At 43.6% G+C, this 16,481-nt stretch carries 11 protein-coding genes and 3 pseudogenes; 2 read left to right on the top strand and 12 right to left on the bottom strand.

The features are described 5' to 3' along the window. Positions 1-152: 152 nt before the first annotated feature. The 10 genes and pseudogenes from B2Z67_RS15965 to B2Z67_RS11190 form a co-directional block, all read right to left on the bottom strand. A pseudogene (locus tag B2Z67_RS15965) lies at positions 153-908 on the bottom strand (helicase-related protein); the annotation flags it as partial. 83 nt (positions 909-991) lie between these two features. Then, positions 992-1,544: pseudogene (locus B2Z67_RS15960) on the bottom strand (DEAD/DEAH box helicase family protein); the annotation flags it as partial. Beyond that, on the bottom strand, positions 1,544-3,271 hold the full coding sequence (locus B2Z67_RS11225; protein ID WP_291529918.1) for an ATP-binding protein: 1,728 nt from the start codon (positions 3,269-3,271) through the stop codon (positions 1,544-1,546). The gene B2Z67_RS11225 and the pseudogene B2Z67_RS15960, both read right to left, overlap by 1 nt. Before the next feature lie 174 nt (positions 3,272-3,445). Further along, positions 3,446-4,720 (bottom strand): NADH:ubiquinone reductase (Na(+)-transporting) subunit F, encoded by a 1,275-nt coding sequence (gene nqrF / locus B2Z67_RS11220; RefSeq protein WP_291529917.1) that lies wholly within the window; start codon positions 4,718-4,720, stop codon positions 3,446-3,448. A gap of 18 nt (positions 4,721-4,738) precedes the next feature. After that, complete coding sequence (nqrE, locus tag B2Z67_RS11215) at positions 4,739-5,365, bottom strand: NADH:ubiquinone reductase (Na(+)-transporting) subunit E (protein WP_291529916.1); 627 nt, start codon at positions 5,363-5,365, stop codon at positions 4,739-4,741. A 25-nt stretch (positions 5,366-5,390) separates the two neighbouring features. Next, on the bottom strand, positions 5,391-5,762 hold the full coding sequence (locus B2Z67_RS11210; protein WP_291529915.1) for a four helix bundle protein: 372 nt from the start codon (positions 5,760-5,762) through the stop codon (positions 5,391-5,393). Between the two features lie 33 nt (positions 5,763-5,795). After that, entirely contained in the window at positions 5,796-6,431 is a 636-nt protein-coding gene (locus B2Z67_RS11205) for an NADH:ubiquinone reductase (Na(+)-transporting) subunit D (protein WP_291529914.1), read from the bottom strand. A gap of 4 nt (positions 6,432-6,435) precedes the next feature. Next, positions 6,436-7,122: a Na(+)-translocating NADH-quinone reductase subunit C gene (locus B2Z67_RS11200; RefSeq protein WP_291529913.1), complete on the bottom strand. Its 687-nt coding sequence runs from the start codon at positions 7,120-7,122 to the stop codon at positions 6,436-6,438. A gap of 15 nt (positions 7,123-7,137) precedes the next feature. Continuing rightward, entirely contained in the window at positions 7,138-8,307 is a 1,170-nt protein-coding gene (locus B2Z67_RS11195) for an NADH:ubiquinone reductase (Na(+)-transporting) subunit B (protein WP_291529912.1), read from the bottom strand. A 38-nt stretch (positions 8,308-8,345) separates the two neighbouring features. Continuing rightward, on the bottom strand, positions 8,346-9,695 hold the full coding sequence (locus tag B2Z67_RS11190) for a Na(+)-translocating NADH-quinone reductase subunit A (protein ID WP_291529911.1): 1,350 nt from the start codon (positions 9,693-9,695) through the stop codon (positions 8,346-8,348). 741 nt (positions 9,696-10,436) lie between these two features. Here B2Z67_RS11190 and B2Z67_RS11185 point away from each other — a divergent pair. After that, positions 10,437-11,630, top strand: a complete 1,194-nt coding sequence (locus tag B2Z67_RS11185; protein ID WP_291529910.1) for a glycosyltransferase family 2 protein — start codon at positions 10,437-10,439, stop codon at positions 11,628-11,630. Positions 11,631-11,646: 16 nt separating this feature from the next. Here the strand turns inward: B2Z67_RS11185 and B2Z67_RS11180 are convergent. Next, positions 11,647-11,922: pseudogene (locus B2Z67_RS11180) on the bottom strand (RNA polymerase sigma factor); the annotation flags it as partial. Positions 11,923-12,186: 264 nt separating this feature from the next. On the opposite strand from B2Z67_RS11180, the gene B2Z67_RS11175 reads away from it, so the two are divergent. Next, on the top strand, positions 12,187-15,087 hold the full coding sequence (locus B2Z67_RS11175; protein ID WP_291529908.1) for a M16 family metallopeptidase: 2,901 nt from the start codon (positions 12,187-12,189) through the stop codon (positions 15,085-15,087). A gap of 204 nt (positions 15,088-15,291) precedes the next feature. On the opposite strand, the gene B2Z67_RS11170 is transcribed toward B2Z67_RS11175, so the two are convergent. Next, positions 15,292-16,437: a cytochrome d ubiquinol oxidase subunit II gene (locus B2Z67_RS11170; RefSeq protein ID WP_291529907.1), complete on the bottom strand. Its 1,146-nt coding sequence runs from the start codon at positions 16,435-16,437 to the stop codon at positions 15,292-15,294. Positions 16,438-16,481 lie beyond the last annotated feature (44 nt).

The following is a 16,481-nucleotide window of genomic DNA, read 5'->3' as shown; positions in this document are numbered from 1 at the left end:
CTTTCTCTATATCAAATCTTTCACTGTTAAATTCGACTATGATACCATATTTTGCTTACTTTTTTATGGTTTATACATGATATATTCACCATTTTGTTATTCACACCTATCAATGGCACTATTCTGCGGGGAATCTAAAAGCAAAGAAGAGTCTATTTTGCTTCCTCAAATATCGTCTTCATACCCTTAATCTTCTCACCACGTATCAACGTAAGCAACTGTTTCATCTTGCTGCGGCGAACGGCTACAAAGGCATAGTGCTCCTTCACATCCACTTGCCCTACATCTTCACGTGTCATTCCACCTTTCTTATATAGGAAACCGACGATATCTATTTTGTTCAGCTTGTCCTTTTTTCCTTTACCTATATATAAGGTAGCCCAACGGGGTTTGGCAGGTTTCGGAAGCACCTCAGGAAACTCAAAAGTTTCTATGTCTCCGGGGATATATTCGGGAATGCGCTCTTCGGCGTGCAGAATGAGATAGGAATTTCCATCTGCTTCCCAACGTGCTGTACGTCCGTTGCGGTGCGTGTAGGCTTCTTCGTTCACCGGAAGATGGTAGTGCACCACGTTTTCAATGCCAGGAATATCCAAACCGCGGGCAGCAAGGTCAGTAGAAATCAGTACAGCACAACTGCCGTTGCGGAATTTATAGAGTGCGCGTTCGCGGTCGGGCTGTTCCATACCGCCGTGAAACATGTCGCAGGGGAACTTCTTTGCTTGCAGATATCCGGTTACGCGTTCTACGCTTTCGCGATAGTTGCAGAACACGAGGGTGGAATGATGCCCGAGCATGCAAAGCAGGTTGTACAAGGTTTCCAGCTTATCTTTCTCAGGAGAAACGACCTGATGAAGTCTCAGGCGTGGAGCAAGAGCTTCCGGGTCAAGGAAATCGAGCTTAATAAGTTGAGGGTTGAGAGTTGAAAGTTGAGGATTAAGAACAGAAACCTGAGGGTTGAGAGCAGAAACCTGAGAGTTATCAGCATCTCTTAATCCGGTAAATTGGGGAATCTCTTCGGCATCGGTAGCAGAAAGCAGCACGCGCTTCTTCAAGGAAGGCAACTGACCAATCACTTCCGCCATTTCATCATGAAACCCGAACTCGAGGCATTTGTCAAACTCATCTATCACCAATGTGGTTACGGTGTTCGCATTGATGTTCTCTTTTCGCAAATGGTCGTTCATTCGTCCCGGCGTACCGATGATGACTGATGGATTGATACCTTTCATCGTCCGGTGCTCCTCCATAGCAGGGCGACCGCCGTAGCAACTCATTGCCTTGAATGGAGTTCCCATAGATTTGAAGACAGTTTCGATCTGCAATGCCAACTCGCGAGAAGGTACCAGAACAACTGCCTGCACACCTTGCACATCCGCCTTCAACGCCTGTACCAAGGGAAGCAGAAAAGCCAACGTCTTACCCGAACCCGTAGGCGAAAGCAATACCAAATCCTTGTTCTCACGATAAGCTTCCCGGGTTGCCTCTTGCATCGGGGTAAGTTGTGCTATTTGCAGGTTGTTGAGTATATCTTGAAGTTCCATTACACTTCCTCCATTCGTTTCAATTCCCAACCACAGAACTGCATTACAATACAGTGAAGCTGTGTACCTTGTACGAGTTGCCGTACCCGGGATGCCTCAGCATAACGGTGTATTTGCTCTACAGCTTCCTGCCACTGATTTCCGGCCTTCTCATCATTTTCTTTGATAGGCAGATACTTCAATTCCAAAATGTAACTATGCGCTACATTGTTATAACGCTGTAAATCGGGCATCAGAAACATGTCACAGAAACCATGATTCAGTTCCACTTCAGGGGCAATGAGATAATATGCATTCACACTCAGATAAGCAGTGAAGAACCCTTGAATGTTACGCTCACCTTCAATCATACTGCGCACAGAAGAGTTGTCTTTGTAGGCATGAGCAATGAATTCGAGAGCTTCGCGCCATTTTCCCTCATAAGACATGTCGTAGAATAAATCTCTCAGATTATTCAAATTGATATATTCTTTATTTTCCAACTGATAGTCTTCCAAAAGATACTCAAAGTATTGCTTGCGCACGTTATTATTGGGAATACTCAATACCAAGCGTTCTCCCCGAGTGGCGGTAATAGTCAGCATACCATAGTAAAACAACAGGCTGGGAAACATTTCCGGTTCTGTAATCCTGTCAGCAGAAAAGCTTGTAACCAAATTAGTGACAACATACCCCTCTTCGGCAATTTTCCGAAGTACGCTTTTACGGTCACCGTCCAGATGGTCCAACCGGATAAGTTTCTTCATCTTGTTGTAATCTGTACGAGTATTGGGGGCAATCATTTCCTTGGGTGGTTTCCCTAAGTTAATATAGTTCCGCAAATAGTAAAATACCATATCACAATTAAACATCTTCGGGTCACGCTCCAGACTTTCTTCGGCAAAACAATAATTATCATACCATGGCTTCATATCCATAATCATTGTATCAATATCCCCTTTCAGTTGTCCGGCATCCTTATAATATTGAAGCATCTCGCGAACATCATTTTCACTAAACCCCAACATCATATTGAACCGGTAATTGGTACTGATATTCCAACCAATATTGAAACCGCTGGTCAGGTCGTCCAAAGTAACAGGACTGATTCCCATCATAAAAATACGTTCAAACATACCTTTGAACTTCTTGAAGATTTCACGGTAAAAACCACTGGTATGGGTGATGGCATGATACACATCATTTCCCCGCTCATTGAGTACCACATTAGTGAAGTTATCGTACTCATCAATTATCAGATAAAGCGGATAGCCCTCCCGACCGGCTTCTATCTCAATCATATTCAACTTATCGGCAGCAGAAGCGGAAGCATAGAAGTCTTCAACAATACGTTTGGGATAAGCATCTTCATAGGTCGCCATAAATCCATCCAGCTGGCGGCAACAGTATAGATTGAAGTTTGCTTCCAGGTTTTCCATTCCGGCACCTGCCTTGGAAAAGTCGAGAAAAAGTACCTGATACTTGCCTTGCAACGGAGTAGGATTCTTTCCAATCCAGAGATTACCGAAACGCTTTTGGAATTTTTCCTTCTGCGAACTATCATAATAAGCCCGGAGCATATTCAGAAAAAGGCTCTTGCCAAAGCGACGCGGACGGATAAGAAACAAATTACTCGGCTGCTCCTCCAACAAGGGAAGATACATGGTTTTATCAACATAATACTGATTTTGCTCCACTACAGCTATGAAGTCGGATACACCGTAAGGTATTCTTTTCACTTCTTCCATATCATTCTATATTCCATTCATAAACCAAGACTACTTGCAAATGTAGACTATTCCTCCCAAAAGAGCAAAAGAAGCCTGAAGAAAGTTACCAACAGACTACAGAAATAAAAAAATTCCGGCAATACTACTGTCATTGCCGGAATCTCTTTATCTCCAATACTAACTATTCAGCCGTTACCCGCCAAAGTTATCGAACATCAGATTCTGAGCCGGAACACCGAGATCATCAAGCATATTCTCAACAGCTTTCGACATTGGGCCAGGTCCACACATGTAGTATTCTATATCTTCGGGAGCCTCGTGGTCTTTCAGATACGTGTTGTAAATTACCTGATGAACGAAACCTGCCGTGTACTTCACGCCGGCTGCATCTGCTACAGGATCCGGGCGATCCAGTGCAAGGTGGAAGGTGAAATTTGGGAAGTCCTTCTCTATTTGCAGGAAGTCTTCCAGATAGAACACCTCGTTCAATGCACGTGCACCGTAGAAATAAGACATCTTGCGGTCTGTAGTATGCAACGTCTTCGTCAAGTGCATGATTTGTGCACGCAACGGAGCCATACCTGCACCACCGCCAACCCACATCATTTCCCTCTTCGAGTCGAATATCGGGTGGAAGTCTCCATAAGGGCCACTCATCATTACCTTATCACCCGGTTTCAGCGTAAAGATATAAGAAGAAGCGATACCCGGCATCACATCCATAAAGCCCGGACCTTGTTCTTTTGGCTTGAACGGAGGAGTAGCGATACGTACCGTCAGCATAATGCGGTCGCCCTCTGCCGGATAATTGGCCATAGAGTAAGCACGAATCGTTTCTTCATTATTGCTGCACTTCAAGGTGAACAAGCCGAAATTCTCCCATGCCGGCAAGTACTCGTCGCCAATCAGACTCTTATCAATGTCCTTGTTATAGTCCATATTGAACTTAGGAATCTTGATCTGTGCATAAGAACCCGGAATAAAGTCCATGTGTTCGCCCGCAGGCAGCGCAACGATAAACTCTTTGATGAACGTAGCCACGTTCTTGTTGGAGATGACCTCGCACTCCCACTCTCTTACACCGAGCACCGACTCGTCTATCTTGATAGCCATGTCGCCCTTCACCTTCACCTGGCAACCCAAGCGCCAATGATCCTGCACTTGTTTGCGGCTGAAGTGAGGAACCTCTGACGGCAGAATTTCGCCGCCACCATCCATCACCTGGCACTTGCATTGTCCGCAAGAGCCTTTACCACCACAAGCGGAAGAAAGGAATACGCCATTCACGGACAACGTATTCAGCAACGTAGAACCGGAAGCTACGTCCAGTACATTGTCACCATTAATAGTCAGTTTTACATTACCCGAGGGCACCAGGAAGTTCTTGGCAACCAACAGGATAACGACAAGCAGCAGAATAACCACCAGGAATACTCCAATACTTGCTAATATTAAATTCATATCCATTGTTTTATTCCTTTCTTTTTAGATGTTCAAACCAGAGAAACACATGAATGCCATTGCCATCAGACCTACTGTAATGAACGTGATGCCCAAGCCTTTCAGCGGAGCGGGAACGTCAGAGTAAGCCATCTTCTCGCGGATAGCTGCCAGACCTACGATAGCCAACAACCAACCAATACCGGAACCCAACGCGTAAGAGATGGAATCCCATACGTCACCGATGTATTTCGGGTCGCTTTCGCCTACATTGATGCGTTGCTGCATGAACAGCGAAGCACCCATGATGGCACAGTTCACGGCAATCAGCGGCAGGAAGATACCCAGTGAAGCATATAGCGATGGGCTGAAACGCTCTACCACCATCTCCACCAACTGCACGATACCGGCAATTACGGCAATGAAAAGAATAAAACTAAGGAAACTGAGATCCACGCCTTCAATGATAGCGTTGGCAGCCAGCACCTTTGTCTGCAATAAATAGTTGACCGGAAGCGTAACCAGCAATACGAAAGTCACGGCAATTCCCAGTCCAACGGCAGTCTTCACATTCTTGGATACAGCCAGGTAAGAGCACATACCCAGGAAGAATGCGAATATCATGTTGTCCACAAAGATGGAGCGGACGAATAAACTAATAAAATGTTCCATAATTATTTGAATTTTGAATTATAAATTATGAATTATGAATTTTCGGATGCTTCTTGATAGTGAGGGCAATAGAAGCCAGCAGCTTTTTTATTTCCCTACAATCTTCGTACATTGAATTGTATTGCATTTCAGATAGATAATCTGTCTTAAACAACAATATTAACCAATACAACGTCTCTTCAGCCTCTTTCTGCGAAATTGCCATTTTATGAATAAAATCAGAAGTTGATTCCGCTGATATGGATTCGCTGATATTTGCTCCTATAGAAGTCCCACTACGCAAGAGCTGCTTACTCATAACATACTCGGACTTTTCTTCGGACAGATATTTATACAACTTTACCACTCTTATGGAAAAAGCTAATGCTTTATCATAAACTACATTTTCACTCTTCATTCAAAATTCAGAATTTATAATTCATAATTGAACTTACTTTTCCTGCAACTCTTTATGACGTGCACGTTGATACCAAATGATGCAAGCGCAGATAATCAAAGCCATCGGCGGCATCAGCATCAAGCCGTTGTTCACATAACCCAGGTCCGTCAGCCATTCGTGATTCAGGATGTTGAAACCGAGCAACGTACCGGAACCCAGCAACTCGCGGAAGAAAGCTACGATAATCAAAATCTTGGCATATCCCAAACCGTTGCCTACACCATCGAGGAAAGACTCCCACGGTCCGCTCTGCATGGCAAATGCTTCCAGGCGTCCCATCAGGATACAGTTTGTAATAATCAAACCTACGTAGACGGAAAGCTGCACGCTTACATCGTAAGCAAACGCTTTCAGGATTTCGCTCACCACTGTAACCAAAGCGGCTACCACCACCAACTGAACGATGATACGAATACGGTTGGGAATAGTTTTGCGCAGTAATGAGATTACCACATTGGCGAAAGCCGTAATCACTGTTACCGATAGACCCATTACGATGGCAGGTTCCAGTTTGGCAGTTACAGCCAGTGCGGAGCAAATACCCAGTACCTGTACGGTAACGGGGTTGTTCATGCCCAGCGGAGTTGAGAATACTTCTCTGTTTTTCTTTGAAAATAACTGTCCCATATCCTTATTCCTCAGCATTATTGGTTAAAAAACTCTTGTAACTACTCAGACAGGCTTTCAGCATGGCATCTACTCCTACAGAAGTAATTGTACCGCCGGAGATACCGTCCACCTGAAAATCAGGCTTCTCTACCTTACCGTTCTTCACCACACCCAAGGCAACTTCACCATTCTCCAATGTCTTCTTGCCAAGGAATTCGCCCTGGAATTGCTGACCTGCTATTTCGGCACCCAGACCCGGAGTCTCACTGGCATGAGAGAAGTAGACACCATAAACAGTATCCTTGTCACTGTTCAGTGCAACATACCCCCAGATAGCGCCCCAAAGGCCGGCACCGTAAACCGGGAATACATATTTCGTTTCTCCGTTCACTTCGGCAACGAATATGTGCAAACGCCCGTATTCTTTAGCTTCTTTCTCGTAGCCGGTGGCAAATGCGCCCGTGTTTTCGGTCAACGTACCGTCTGCGTTCATCAGCATGTCTCCCTTTACATATTTATTATATTCAGCCTCGGCATCCGCCACATTCTTGATGTTCAATGCAGCAAGGATTTGCTTCTTCGTATCCAGTTCCACGTTCTTATCCTGAATGCTTCTCAGCGAGGAACTAACGAATGCCAGCATGAATGCAACGATAACAACCATTACCGAAGCATAAATCATAGTATAACTATTACTATTGGTATTCATTTTCTTCGGGTATTTTTATTTGTTAGACTTGATTGCACGTTTCTCGCGGCGGCTGATATTACCCTGCACTACACAGTAGTCAATCAGCGGAGCGAAGATATTCATCAGCAGGATGGCAAGCATCATACCTTCGGGATAACCGGGATTCAGTACACGAATCACGATTGCCATGACACCAATCAGGAAGCCGAAGATATACTTACCCGTCTCGGTGCGTGCCGAAGTCACGGGATCGGTAGCCATAAACACAGCTCCAAAACAGAAACCGCCCAGCACAAGGTGTTCGTACCAAGGCATCTGAGCCATTGAGGTGTCAGGGCCAACAGTGTTGAACACCCAAGCCATAAATGCACCACCTACGAATACGGAGAACATCGTCTTCCAGCTTGCGATACCCGTTGCCAGCAACAGGATAGCGCCGAGGGCAATGGCGATTACGCTCGTTTCACCGATGGAACCCGGTATCAAACCCGTCACCATATCCCAAGAGAAAGGTGGAACGGCACCGGAAGTTGCAGCCTGTCCCAGTGGAGTAGCTACAGTCAGTCCGTCAACAGCCTGCCCCATGCCGAAGATGGAATCGCCCGATACCCAAACGGCATCGCCGGACATCTTCGTAGGATATGCAAAGAAAAGGAATGCACGCGTAATCAGGGCAACGTTGAACACGTTCATACCCGTACCGCCGAACACTTCCTTAGCAAAAATCACGGAGAAAGCTGTTGCTACCGCCAGAATCCACAACGGACAGTCCACCGGCACAATCATAGGAATCAGGATACCGGAAACGAGGAAACCTTCCTGGATTTCTTCTTTCTTCCATTGAGCCACAACGAACTCAATACCCAAACCTACTACATAAGATACAACTATTTTAGGCAATACAGCCAGAAAACCGTAGGCAAACAGTTCGATAAAGCTACCGGTAGCGCCGGTAGCAAGGAAATGCTGGTAACCTACGTTATACATACCGAACAGCAACGCCGGCACCAACGCAATGACCACCATCGACATAATGCGCTTGCTGTCGATAGCGTCGTGAATATGCGTTCCCGATTTCGAAGTCGTGTTGGGAACGAACAGGAATGTTTCGAATCCGTCGAACACTGACTGGAATGCGTGGAATTTGCCGCCCTCCTCAAAGTTCGGCTTTATCTTGTCGAGATAATTTCTTAACGCTTTCATTAATATAATTATAAATTACAAATTACTAAATAGTGTGATTATGCCATTTCAGCACGAAGCATGTCAAGCCCCGCGCGAACAATGCGCTGAACCTCAACTTTTGAGGAACATACAAATTCGCACAAGGCAAAATCCTCGGGAGCCACTTCGTAAATGCCCAAAGCTTCCATTTTGTCGATATCGCCCGCGATGATTGCTTTCAGCAGATATTCGGGGAAAATATCCATCGGGAATACTTTGTCGTATTCATTGGACATAATCATGTGTCGTTCGCCGCCTTTGACGCGGGCATCGATCACGTACTCTTTCTTACCCATCAGCCAACTGAGATAGGAGCGGTTTACACTAAACTGGTTGAAACGCGGCATAATCCAACCTAACATTTCGTGGATTTCATTGCCTTCGGGGATAACCGTCAACTGGCTGTCGAAAGCTCCAAGAAAACCATTCGGACTCACCTTCTTGCCTGTAAGCACATTGCCGCTGATGTAGCGCAATTCCTTACCGGTAGTTACGTTTCCGCTGAATACGTTTGTCAGCAATGCGCCGACTTTCAGTTTGCAGTAAGCGGGTTTCAACACTTCGGAACCTGTGAGGGCTACGGTGCGTGTCATGTCTACGCGACCGGTATTAAACAGGCGTCCGATGAAGATTACAGCTTCCGCGCCGATAGTCCACGCAGTTTCTCCTTTCGCAATGGGAGAAATACAGTTAATCTGTACGCCTACATTACCCGCCGGATTAGGTCCGTCAAATGCGGTAACCGTCACATTCTTAGCCTGTGTCAATGCCGCCGCCTTTTGTTTCACGCTTATACTCAGATAAGTGTTTGCCATCCTGGCAAGAGCATCCAATCCTGTCTGGAAGTTCACTTCTTCTCCTTTCAGGGCAAACTCGAAATCAGGAGCCAGCGGGTTGCTGTCGAAAGCGGAAACGAAGATTGCTTTCGGAGCCACTGTCGGGTCGGCAATCACGTCGTAAGGACGTTGACGGATGAACGCGAACATTCCGGCTTCCAGCAGTGCAGTTTTCACTGCCTCGCCGTCCATCGTTTTCACGTCTTTCTTGCCGAACTCTTCATAATCTTGCTCCTTTGCCGCTTCTACGACAATGTTCAGCACCTTGCGACGGGCACCACGCTCCACGCTTGTCACTACGCCACTGACGGGCGACACAAATTTCAATTCAGGATGATTCTTGTCGATGAACAAGGGTCCTCCGGCCATCACATATTCCTGTTCTTTGACCACCACTTTCGGAGTGATGCCTGTAAAATCATCGGGAACCAATGCATAGAATCCCGACTCTTCTACAGACTTTAACTCCTGAACAGCTTTGCCCTTCAGGTTGATGTCAAGGCCCTTACGTAACTTTATTACATTTGCCATGCGCTTATATAAAATAATGGTTTTATTAGATTCTCTTTAAATTTTCCTCAAAAAGTTTTTTATTCAGCTNNTTATTTCCGGTCTGTTTTCCTCTTTTCACTTGTCACATAGCTCGCTATGCTCCTCACAAAAACAGGAAAACATTCTCAAAAATAACTCTCAAAACAACGCTGAGCAAAATTTAAACAGGCTCTTAATTTGCCGCAAAATTAGCAAAAAAGAACGTGAATTAAAGACAAAAAAGAAAGGAATTACGGAAATTTATCCGTAATTCCTCCCGTTGGCGAATAATACAATGATAAATTATAACAATACATGATTTATGCAGGTAAAAAAGTATATGTTAACAAGCCTCCCGACGGTGCAAAATGAGCTAATTCCGCCGGCGGATTCGGCTATCATCCGCCCCATACCTGCTCCTTACCTGCTCCTTACCTGCTCCTTTCCAAGTCCTTCGCTATAGAAGCGGAGGTGATGCGGAGCAGACATGGCTCTGATATGGTTTTGGGATGCACCGGATAGTTAACAGGCATAAAACAAATACATTTTACAACTCATTTCCACCCTTATATGGTTTCAACCGAAAAGCCTTACGGATAATATTCAAGTAGCCAAAAAACATTTGCACGACATCACGCTATACGAAAAATTAGTTTCTCCTTTTTTTGTATTGAGAAAATAATATTCATATATTTGGACGATATTTTATTTTTTCTTAATTAAAACAAATAATTTAGTTTAATGACAACTCTTGAAATAGTATTTTGGGCAAGCGTGTTTATTGTATTTTATACTTATATCGGATATGGAATCGTATTATATATCCTCGTTAAAATAAAGGAGCGCTTCGAAAAACCTGTTAACTATCCTATACCAACCGATAAGACATTACCTGAAGTGACTCTGTTTATTACCGCTTACAATGAAGAAGATTCTGTAGACGGTAAGATGGAGAATTGCCTTGCACTGGATTATCCGATAGAGAAATTACATATACTTTGGGTTACAGACGGAAGCAACGACAATACCAACAGGTTCCTGTCGGATTGGCCGCAAGCCACTGTACTCTACCAACCCGAGCGTCAGGGAAAAACCGCGGCAATCAACCGGGGCATGAAATTCGTGAAAACGCCCTACATAGTGTTTACCGATGCCAACGCCCATCTGAGCAAAGAATCTGTACGCAAAATTATATATGCTTTCGCTGATGCCAAAGTGGGTTGCGTAGCAGGCGAAAAACGTCTCTATAGATTCGGAAGAAACAATGCGACAGCCGATGGAGAGAGTCTTTACTGGAAATACGAATCAACATTGAAAGCCCTTGACGCGCGGCTACGTTCAACCGTTGGCGCCGCCGGAGAATTATTCGCCGTACGCCTGAGACTGTTCGAAGAAATGAGAACAGATACTTTGCTCGACGATTTTATACAGTCCATGCGCATAGCCATGCTGGGATACACCATCGCATACTGTGCAGAAGCGTATGCTGTCGAGTTCGGTTCGGCAAACTTAAAAGAAGAAGCAAAGCGTAAAGTGCGCATTGCCGCCGGCGGTTTGCAGTCTATCTGGAGATTGCGTTCTCTGCTGAATCCCTTTCGTTACGGATGGCTTAATTTTCAATACGTATCACACCGTGTGTTGAGATGGACCATCACTCCTGTGCTATTCTTTTTATTATTTCCGCTTAGTATAGCGCTTTCTCTTACTGCCGCAAATGCGGTACCCTATCTCATTATCTACACCCTGCTATTCCTATTGTATGTAATGGGACTTTTGGGTTGGTTCTGCTACATGGAACGCATCAAGAGCAAGATACTATTCATTCCTTTTTATTTCTTCTTTATGAATATCTGTGTGATAAAAGGATTCTTCTATTTTTGTAAACGAAGAAAGAAGAATGACGGTACCTGGGAAAAATCCCGGAGAGCGGGTTGATATGCTTTTACACAACAACATCCAGATGATAGAGGTCACCCTTGGGGGCTACAACAGTTGAGTCACCGGCAATTTTGCGATAACTATTAATAAACAGGTTACTCATAATGGCGTAAAACCACCCTTTGAGACTCGCATCAGGCGTGTATTTTTCTTCATTATCCAATGCCTTGAATGTGGTTTCCTGCAGCAAATCATTTGCTTCCTGCTTATTGCCAATCAACTTAGATGTAAAGCGAAGCAGTTCTTCTTGCATACCAACTAAATCTTTCTTAAAACTGTAAGCATTCATATTGCGTATTTTTAAAATGATTAATTATTTTTTTTAATTTCCTGATGCAAGTATAAGGAACTTCCCAATCCTCAATAGGGCGAGCTTCGTTTTTATTTAGGGCAAAAACTGTCAATTGTCAGTTTTCACCCCCTAATATGAGAGTATTCGGGTGTTTTTGGATTAAAAAGATAGCTTTTTCCGGAATCTTCGTAATGATTCTGTGTTTTTTTTATAGTTTTGCCCATATATTAAAAAACACTTTATTTAAAACAACTCTATTTTATGAAACGAATTATTCATTTTTTTATCTTTTCAGTTGTCGTAGCCATTTCCATACCGTCATTTGGTCAAGGACTGAAAGCTTTCAAACTGAAGAATGGTCTTTCCGTATATATATGGGAAGATAATACGAAATCAGATGTATATGGCGCCGTAGGTGTTCGCGCAGGTTCTATCAACGAACCGGAGCAATACACCGGTTTGGCTCACTACTTGGAACACCTTATGTTCAAAGGTACAGATAAAATAGGTGCGCTTGACTGGGCTGCGGAAGAACCTATCTACAACAAAATCATCGCAAAATACGATGAAATGGCCGAAGAAGCCGATCCCGTAAAAAAAGAGGCTATTGGAAAAGAAATCAATGAACTCACCATTGAGGCCGCCCAATTCGGTGCAACTACCGAATACTCCAACTTAATGGAAAGTATGGGAGGTAAAGGATTGAATGCCGGTACAATTTACGACTATACCGTCTACTATAACTCTTTCCCTACATATCAAATAAACAAATGGTTGGAAATCAGTTCACAGCGTTTTATCAATCCTGTATTCCGTACTTTCCAGCCCGAATTGGAAACGGTGTACGAAGAATATAATCGTTCGCAAGATAATCAAAGTAGAACTGAAGAACGATTCCTGCTTGGCAAGGCATTCGAAGGACATCCTTACTCCCGTCCTGTACTGGGATTACCCGAACATCTGAAAAATCCGCGGATAAGCAAGCTGATAGAATTCTACGAACAATGGTATGTTCCCGAAAACATGGTATTAATCCTCGTAGGTAATGTAAATGCGCAACAAATCAGCGGACGCATCAATGCAACCTTCGGACGTTTGCAGAAGAAGGATGTGCCTGAACGTAAGCAATATCCTGAACTAGAAATAAAAGGTCGTACGCAATATACCGCCAAGATAGGGTATTACCCCAGTGTATATATGATATACAAAGGAGTACCGGCAGGACATCCCGATGAAAAGCCATTGGACATAGCCATGTCATTGTTATATAACAGTAGCAACACCGGTACACTGAACAAATTAGTCATTGACGGTGAATTGTCCAGTAGTTATGCCGGCGGCTTCACTTTCCGTGAACAAGGACGTAACATAGTTCAGGTCATTCCATTGTATGATGAAAACCAGCGCCGTTATGAATCGAATAGAACCACTGAAAGGAAAACGCTGAAAGCCATCGAAAAAATTGCGAACGGTGAATATGAGGATTGGATCATTGACGCTATCAAGACTAATATGTGCCGTGATTTCGACCTGATGATGGAAGACAACCTAACCAAAGGTAACATGCTGTTGAATGCATTCATAAATGAAGAAGATCTTGGTAAGATACTCAACTACAAAGATGAAATTATGGCCATCAACAATGAAGACATCAAACGCGTGGCAAAACAATATCTTACTAACGATTATCTGGCACTATATATCGAAAAAGGCAAAGCTGGTAAAGGTGAAAAATTAAAGAAACCTGAATACAAAACGATTGAGCCTCCCGTTGGTAAACAATCTCTTTATGCTACCCAGTTTAAGAATATGCCTATCGGACAGGTAGATGAAAAGTTCATGGATTTTAGCGACGTAAAAACAAAGCAACTCAACGACCGTTCCAAGATGTATTACACACCCAATACGGAAAACAATGTATTCAATATACTCGTGAGATACGGTGTCGGAACACGGGAGTTCCCCAAATTAGGCATTGCCGCCAATCTAATGAACAATGCCGGTATCATGGGAGCTTACGAACCGCAACAGTTGAAGGAAGAACTCAGTAAATTGAATGCAACCTGCACTGTTTTCGCAGATGCGGATTATCTATATGTCTCCATGAGAGGATATGAAGAAACTTTGCCGCAGGCTTGCCAACTCCTTGCCCGCCAGATTCTAATGCCCAAACTGGATGACAAGCAGTTAAGCCGTATCAAGGGTTCCCTCTTGGGAACACGCCAACAACGTAAAGAGAATGTAACTACATTAGCCGATGCAGTTAGCCAATATATACGCTATCAGAATAAATCGAATTATATTAATGAATTGACAGACAAGCAAATCATTGAATTGCAAATTTCCGAATTGACAGGAGACATCAATCGTGCATCTAATTATGAAGCGGAAATTTTCTATTGCGGAACATTGCCTTTTGACAATGCGTATGACATACTTAGCAAAAATCTGCCGCTGGTTGCCAACGAGCGTCCTACTACTTCACCGCAAGACAGGCCATTGGCGCAGGTAAGCGAAAACACCGTGTACTTCCTGCCTAATTCAGACGCCGAACAGGCTCAGATATACTTTTACATGCCTATGCAAAAATATGATAAAAAGGATGACGTTGTACGTGATGCTTTCAACCAATACTTTTCAGGCAGTTTCAATGGTTTGGTTATGGACGAAATCCGTGAAAAACGTTCCATGGCATACACTGCCTACGCAGTCGCTGTTAAACCTACGGTACTCGGTAATCCTACTTTTTTATATGGGTCTATCGGTACGCAAAATGATAAGGCTAACGATGCTGTAGATGTCTTCATGGAACTGATTAACAACATGCCGGAGAATGCAGACCGCATAGAGAATATTAAGAGCTATATGCGTCAGGAAGCATTAAGTTCTCATCCTGATTTCCGCGACAAAGCACAATACCTCCGTGCATACCAACGTATGGGTTATCAAGGTGACCCGGCAGAAGAAAATCTGGCGAAGATTGATGCTTTGACCTTTGAGGACATCGTAAAGTTCTACGAAGAAAACATCAAAGGAAAGCCATACTGCATCGGTATTATGGGGAATTCGAAGAACATCGACCTTAAGAAATTAGAAAAATATGGCAAAGTAGTGAGACTGACAGACAACAAACTGTTTAACACGAAAGATACGCTGTTCTAAGAAGCCTTTATAAATAAGATTCATTCAAAAGCAAAGAGACGGTAGTTCCTGATAATGGATTTATCGTCTCTTCTGTTAAAACACATTTTTAACTACTAAGCCCGCTATTTTTCATCCGCGGATTACGCGGATTACGCAGATTTATTTAAAATCTAATCTGTGTTATCTGCGCAATCTGCGGATGAAAAACATTTTTTGAAGTACCTAATAAGTATGTCCTCCACCTTTCATTTCTTCTCCATTAATCTTGTGTATATCAATACTGCGCCAGGCATAGAAGATGTAGGCAAGGACAAACGGAACAAAGAAAGAAACGTAGAACATCACCCGTAAAGTGAACTTGCTGGAACAACTGTTGGCTAACGTCAGTGAACTCTGCAAATCATTCGTAGAAGGATAATAGGCGGTATTATTGTAACCTGCTATAAGCAACAAAGCGAGTACCGCCAATACCGTTCCTGTTCCCGTAAACCAGATACCCTTGTCGAACTTCGGCTTTAGCAGGCTCTTACCTATACCAAAGAGAACCAATACTACGCCCGCAAGGAACAGTATCAAAACCAACGGCATCTCTATGAAGTTCGTAAGATATTTATAAGGTTCCATAAATATCTCTCCTGTCTCCGGATTAACAGCATACCCGTTAGCCAATAGTGTACGGATAACAAAAGCTAAGAAAAACAGCAAGAACAATACAGAGTTACCCATCAATGACCGACGGCTACGTGCCGCCAATTCGTCATCCTCAATATTATTAATAAAGTAGAGAGCACCCAAAATACGCGCAAGGAAGAAAACTGCCAATCCCAACACTACATTCCATAAATTAGCCAATGCATCCAATCCGTGCCATCCGTTTGCCCAATGACTGATAACCGGCATCACCGTATCCGACATACTACCTTTATTCACATAAAATTCCGACCCGGTAAAGAAAGTAGCCACCGCACCACCCAGAAGAACCGGTCCTACGACACCATTAATCACGAGAAACACACGGTATGCCTTCTTGCCCAGCAAATTCCCCGCCTTACTCTGAAATTCATAACTGACGGCTTGCAACACAAAGCTGAACAAAATAATCATCCATAACCAATAAGCACCCCCAAAACTGGTACTATAGAATAAAGGGAATGACGCAAAAAACGCACCGCCAAAGGTCACCAATGTAGTAAACGTAAACTCCCACTTCCGCCCTGTAGAATTAACCATCATTTTACGATGTTCCTCCGTCTTGCCCAGGCAGAAAAGAAGAGAATTACCACCCTGCACAAACAGCAGGAACACAAGGAGAGCTCCCAGTAATGATACTACGAACCACCAATATTGTTGTAGAAATATATATGTCATAATGGAATTGAAAATTGAAAGTTGATAGTTGAAAATTAAATATA

This window comes from Bacteroides sp. UBA939 (assembly GCF_002293435.1).
Classification (GTDB): Bacteria; Bacteroidota; Bacteroidia; order Bacteroidales; family Bacteroidaceae; genus Bacteroides.
This window is presented reverse-complemented; position numbering and strand designations above follow the sequence as displayed.

Coding starts and splice junctions, on each gene's coding strand:
- B2Z67_RS11225 (WP_291529918.1), bottom strand. CDS start 3,271: ATGGAAGAAGTGAAAAGAATACCTTACGGTGTATCCGACTTCATAGCT.
- nqrF (WP_291529917.1), bottom strand. CDS start 4,720: ATGGATATGAATTTAATATTAGCAAGTATTGGAGTATTCCTGGTGGTT.
- nqrE (WP_291529916.1), bottom strand. CDS start 5,365: ATGGAACATTTTATTAGTTTATTCGTCCGCTCCATCTTTGTGGACAAC.
- B2Z67_RS11210 (WP_291529915.1), bottom strand. CDS start 5,762: ATGAAGAGTGAAAATGTAGTTTATGATAAAGCATTAGCTTTTTCCATA.
- B2Z67_RS11205 (WP_291529914.1), bottom strand. CDS start 6,431: ATGGGACAGTTATTTTCAAAGAAAAACAGAGAAGTATTCTCAACTCCG.
- B2Z67_RS11200 (WP_291529913.1), bottom strand. CDS start 7,122: ATGAATACCAATAGTAATAGTTATACTATGATTTATGCTTCGGTAATG.
- B2Z67_RS11195 (WP_291529912.1), bottom strand. CDS start 8,307: ATGAAAGCGTTAAGAAATTATCTCGACAAGATAAAGCCGAACTTTGAG.
- B2Z67_RS11190 (WP_291529911.1), bottom strand. CDS start 9,695: ATGGCAAATGTAATAAAGTTACGTAAGGGCCTTGACATCAACCTGAAG.
- B2Z67_RS11185 (WP_291529910.1), top strand. CDS start 10,437: ATGACAACTCTTGAAATAGTATTTTGGGCAAGCGTGTTTATTGTATTT.
- B2Z67_RS11175 (WP_291529908.1), top strand. CDS start 12,187: ATGAAACGAATTATTCATTTTTTTATCTTTTCAGTTGTCGTAGCCATT.
- B2Z67_RS11170 (WP_291529907.1), bottom strand. CDS start 16,437: ATGACATATATATTTCTACAACAATATTGGTGGTTCGTAGTATCATTA.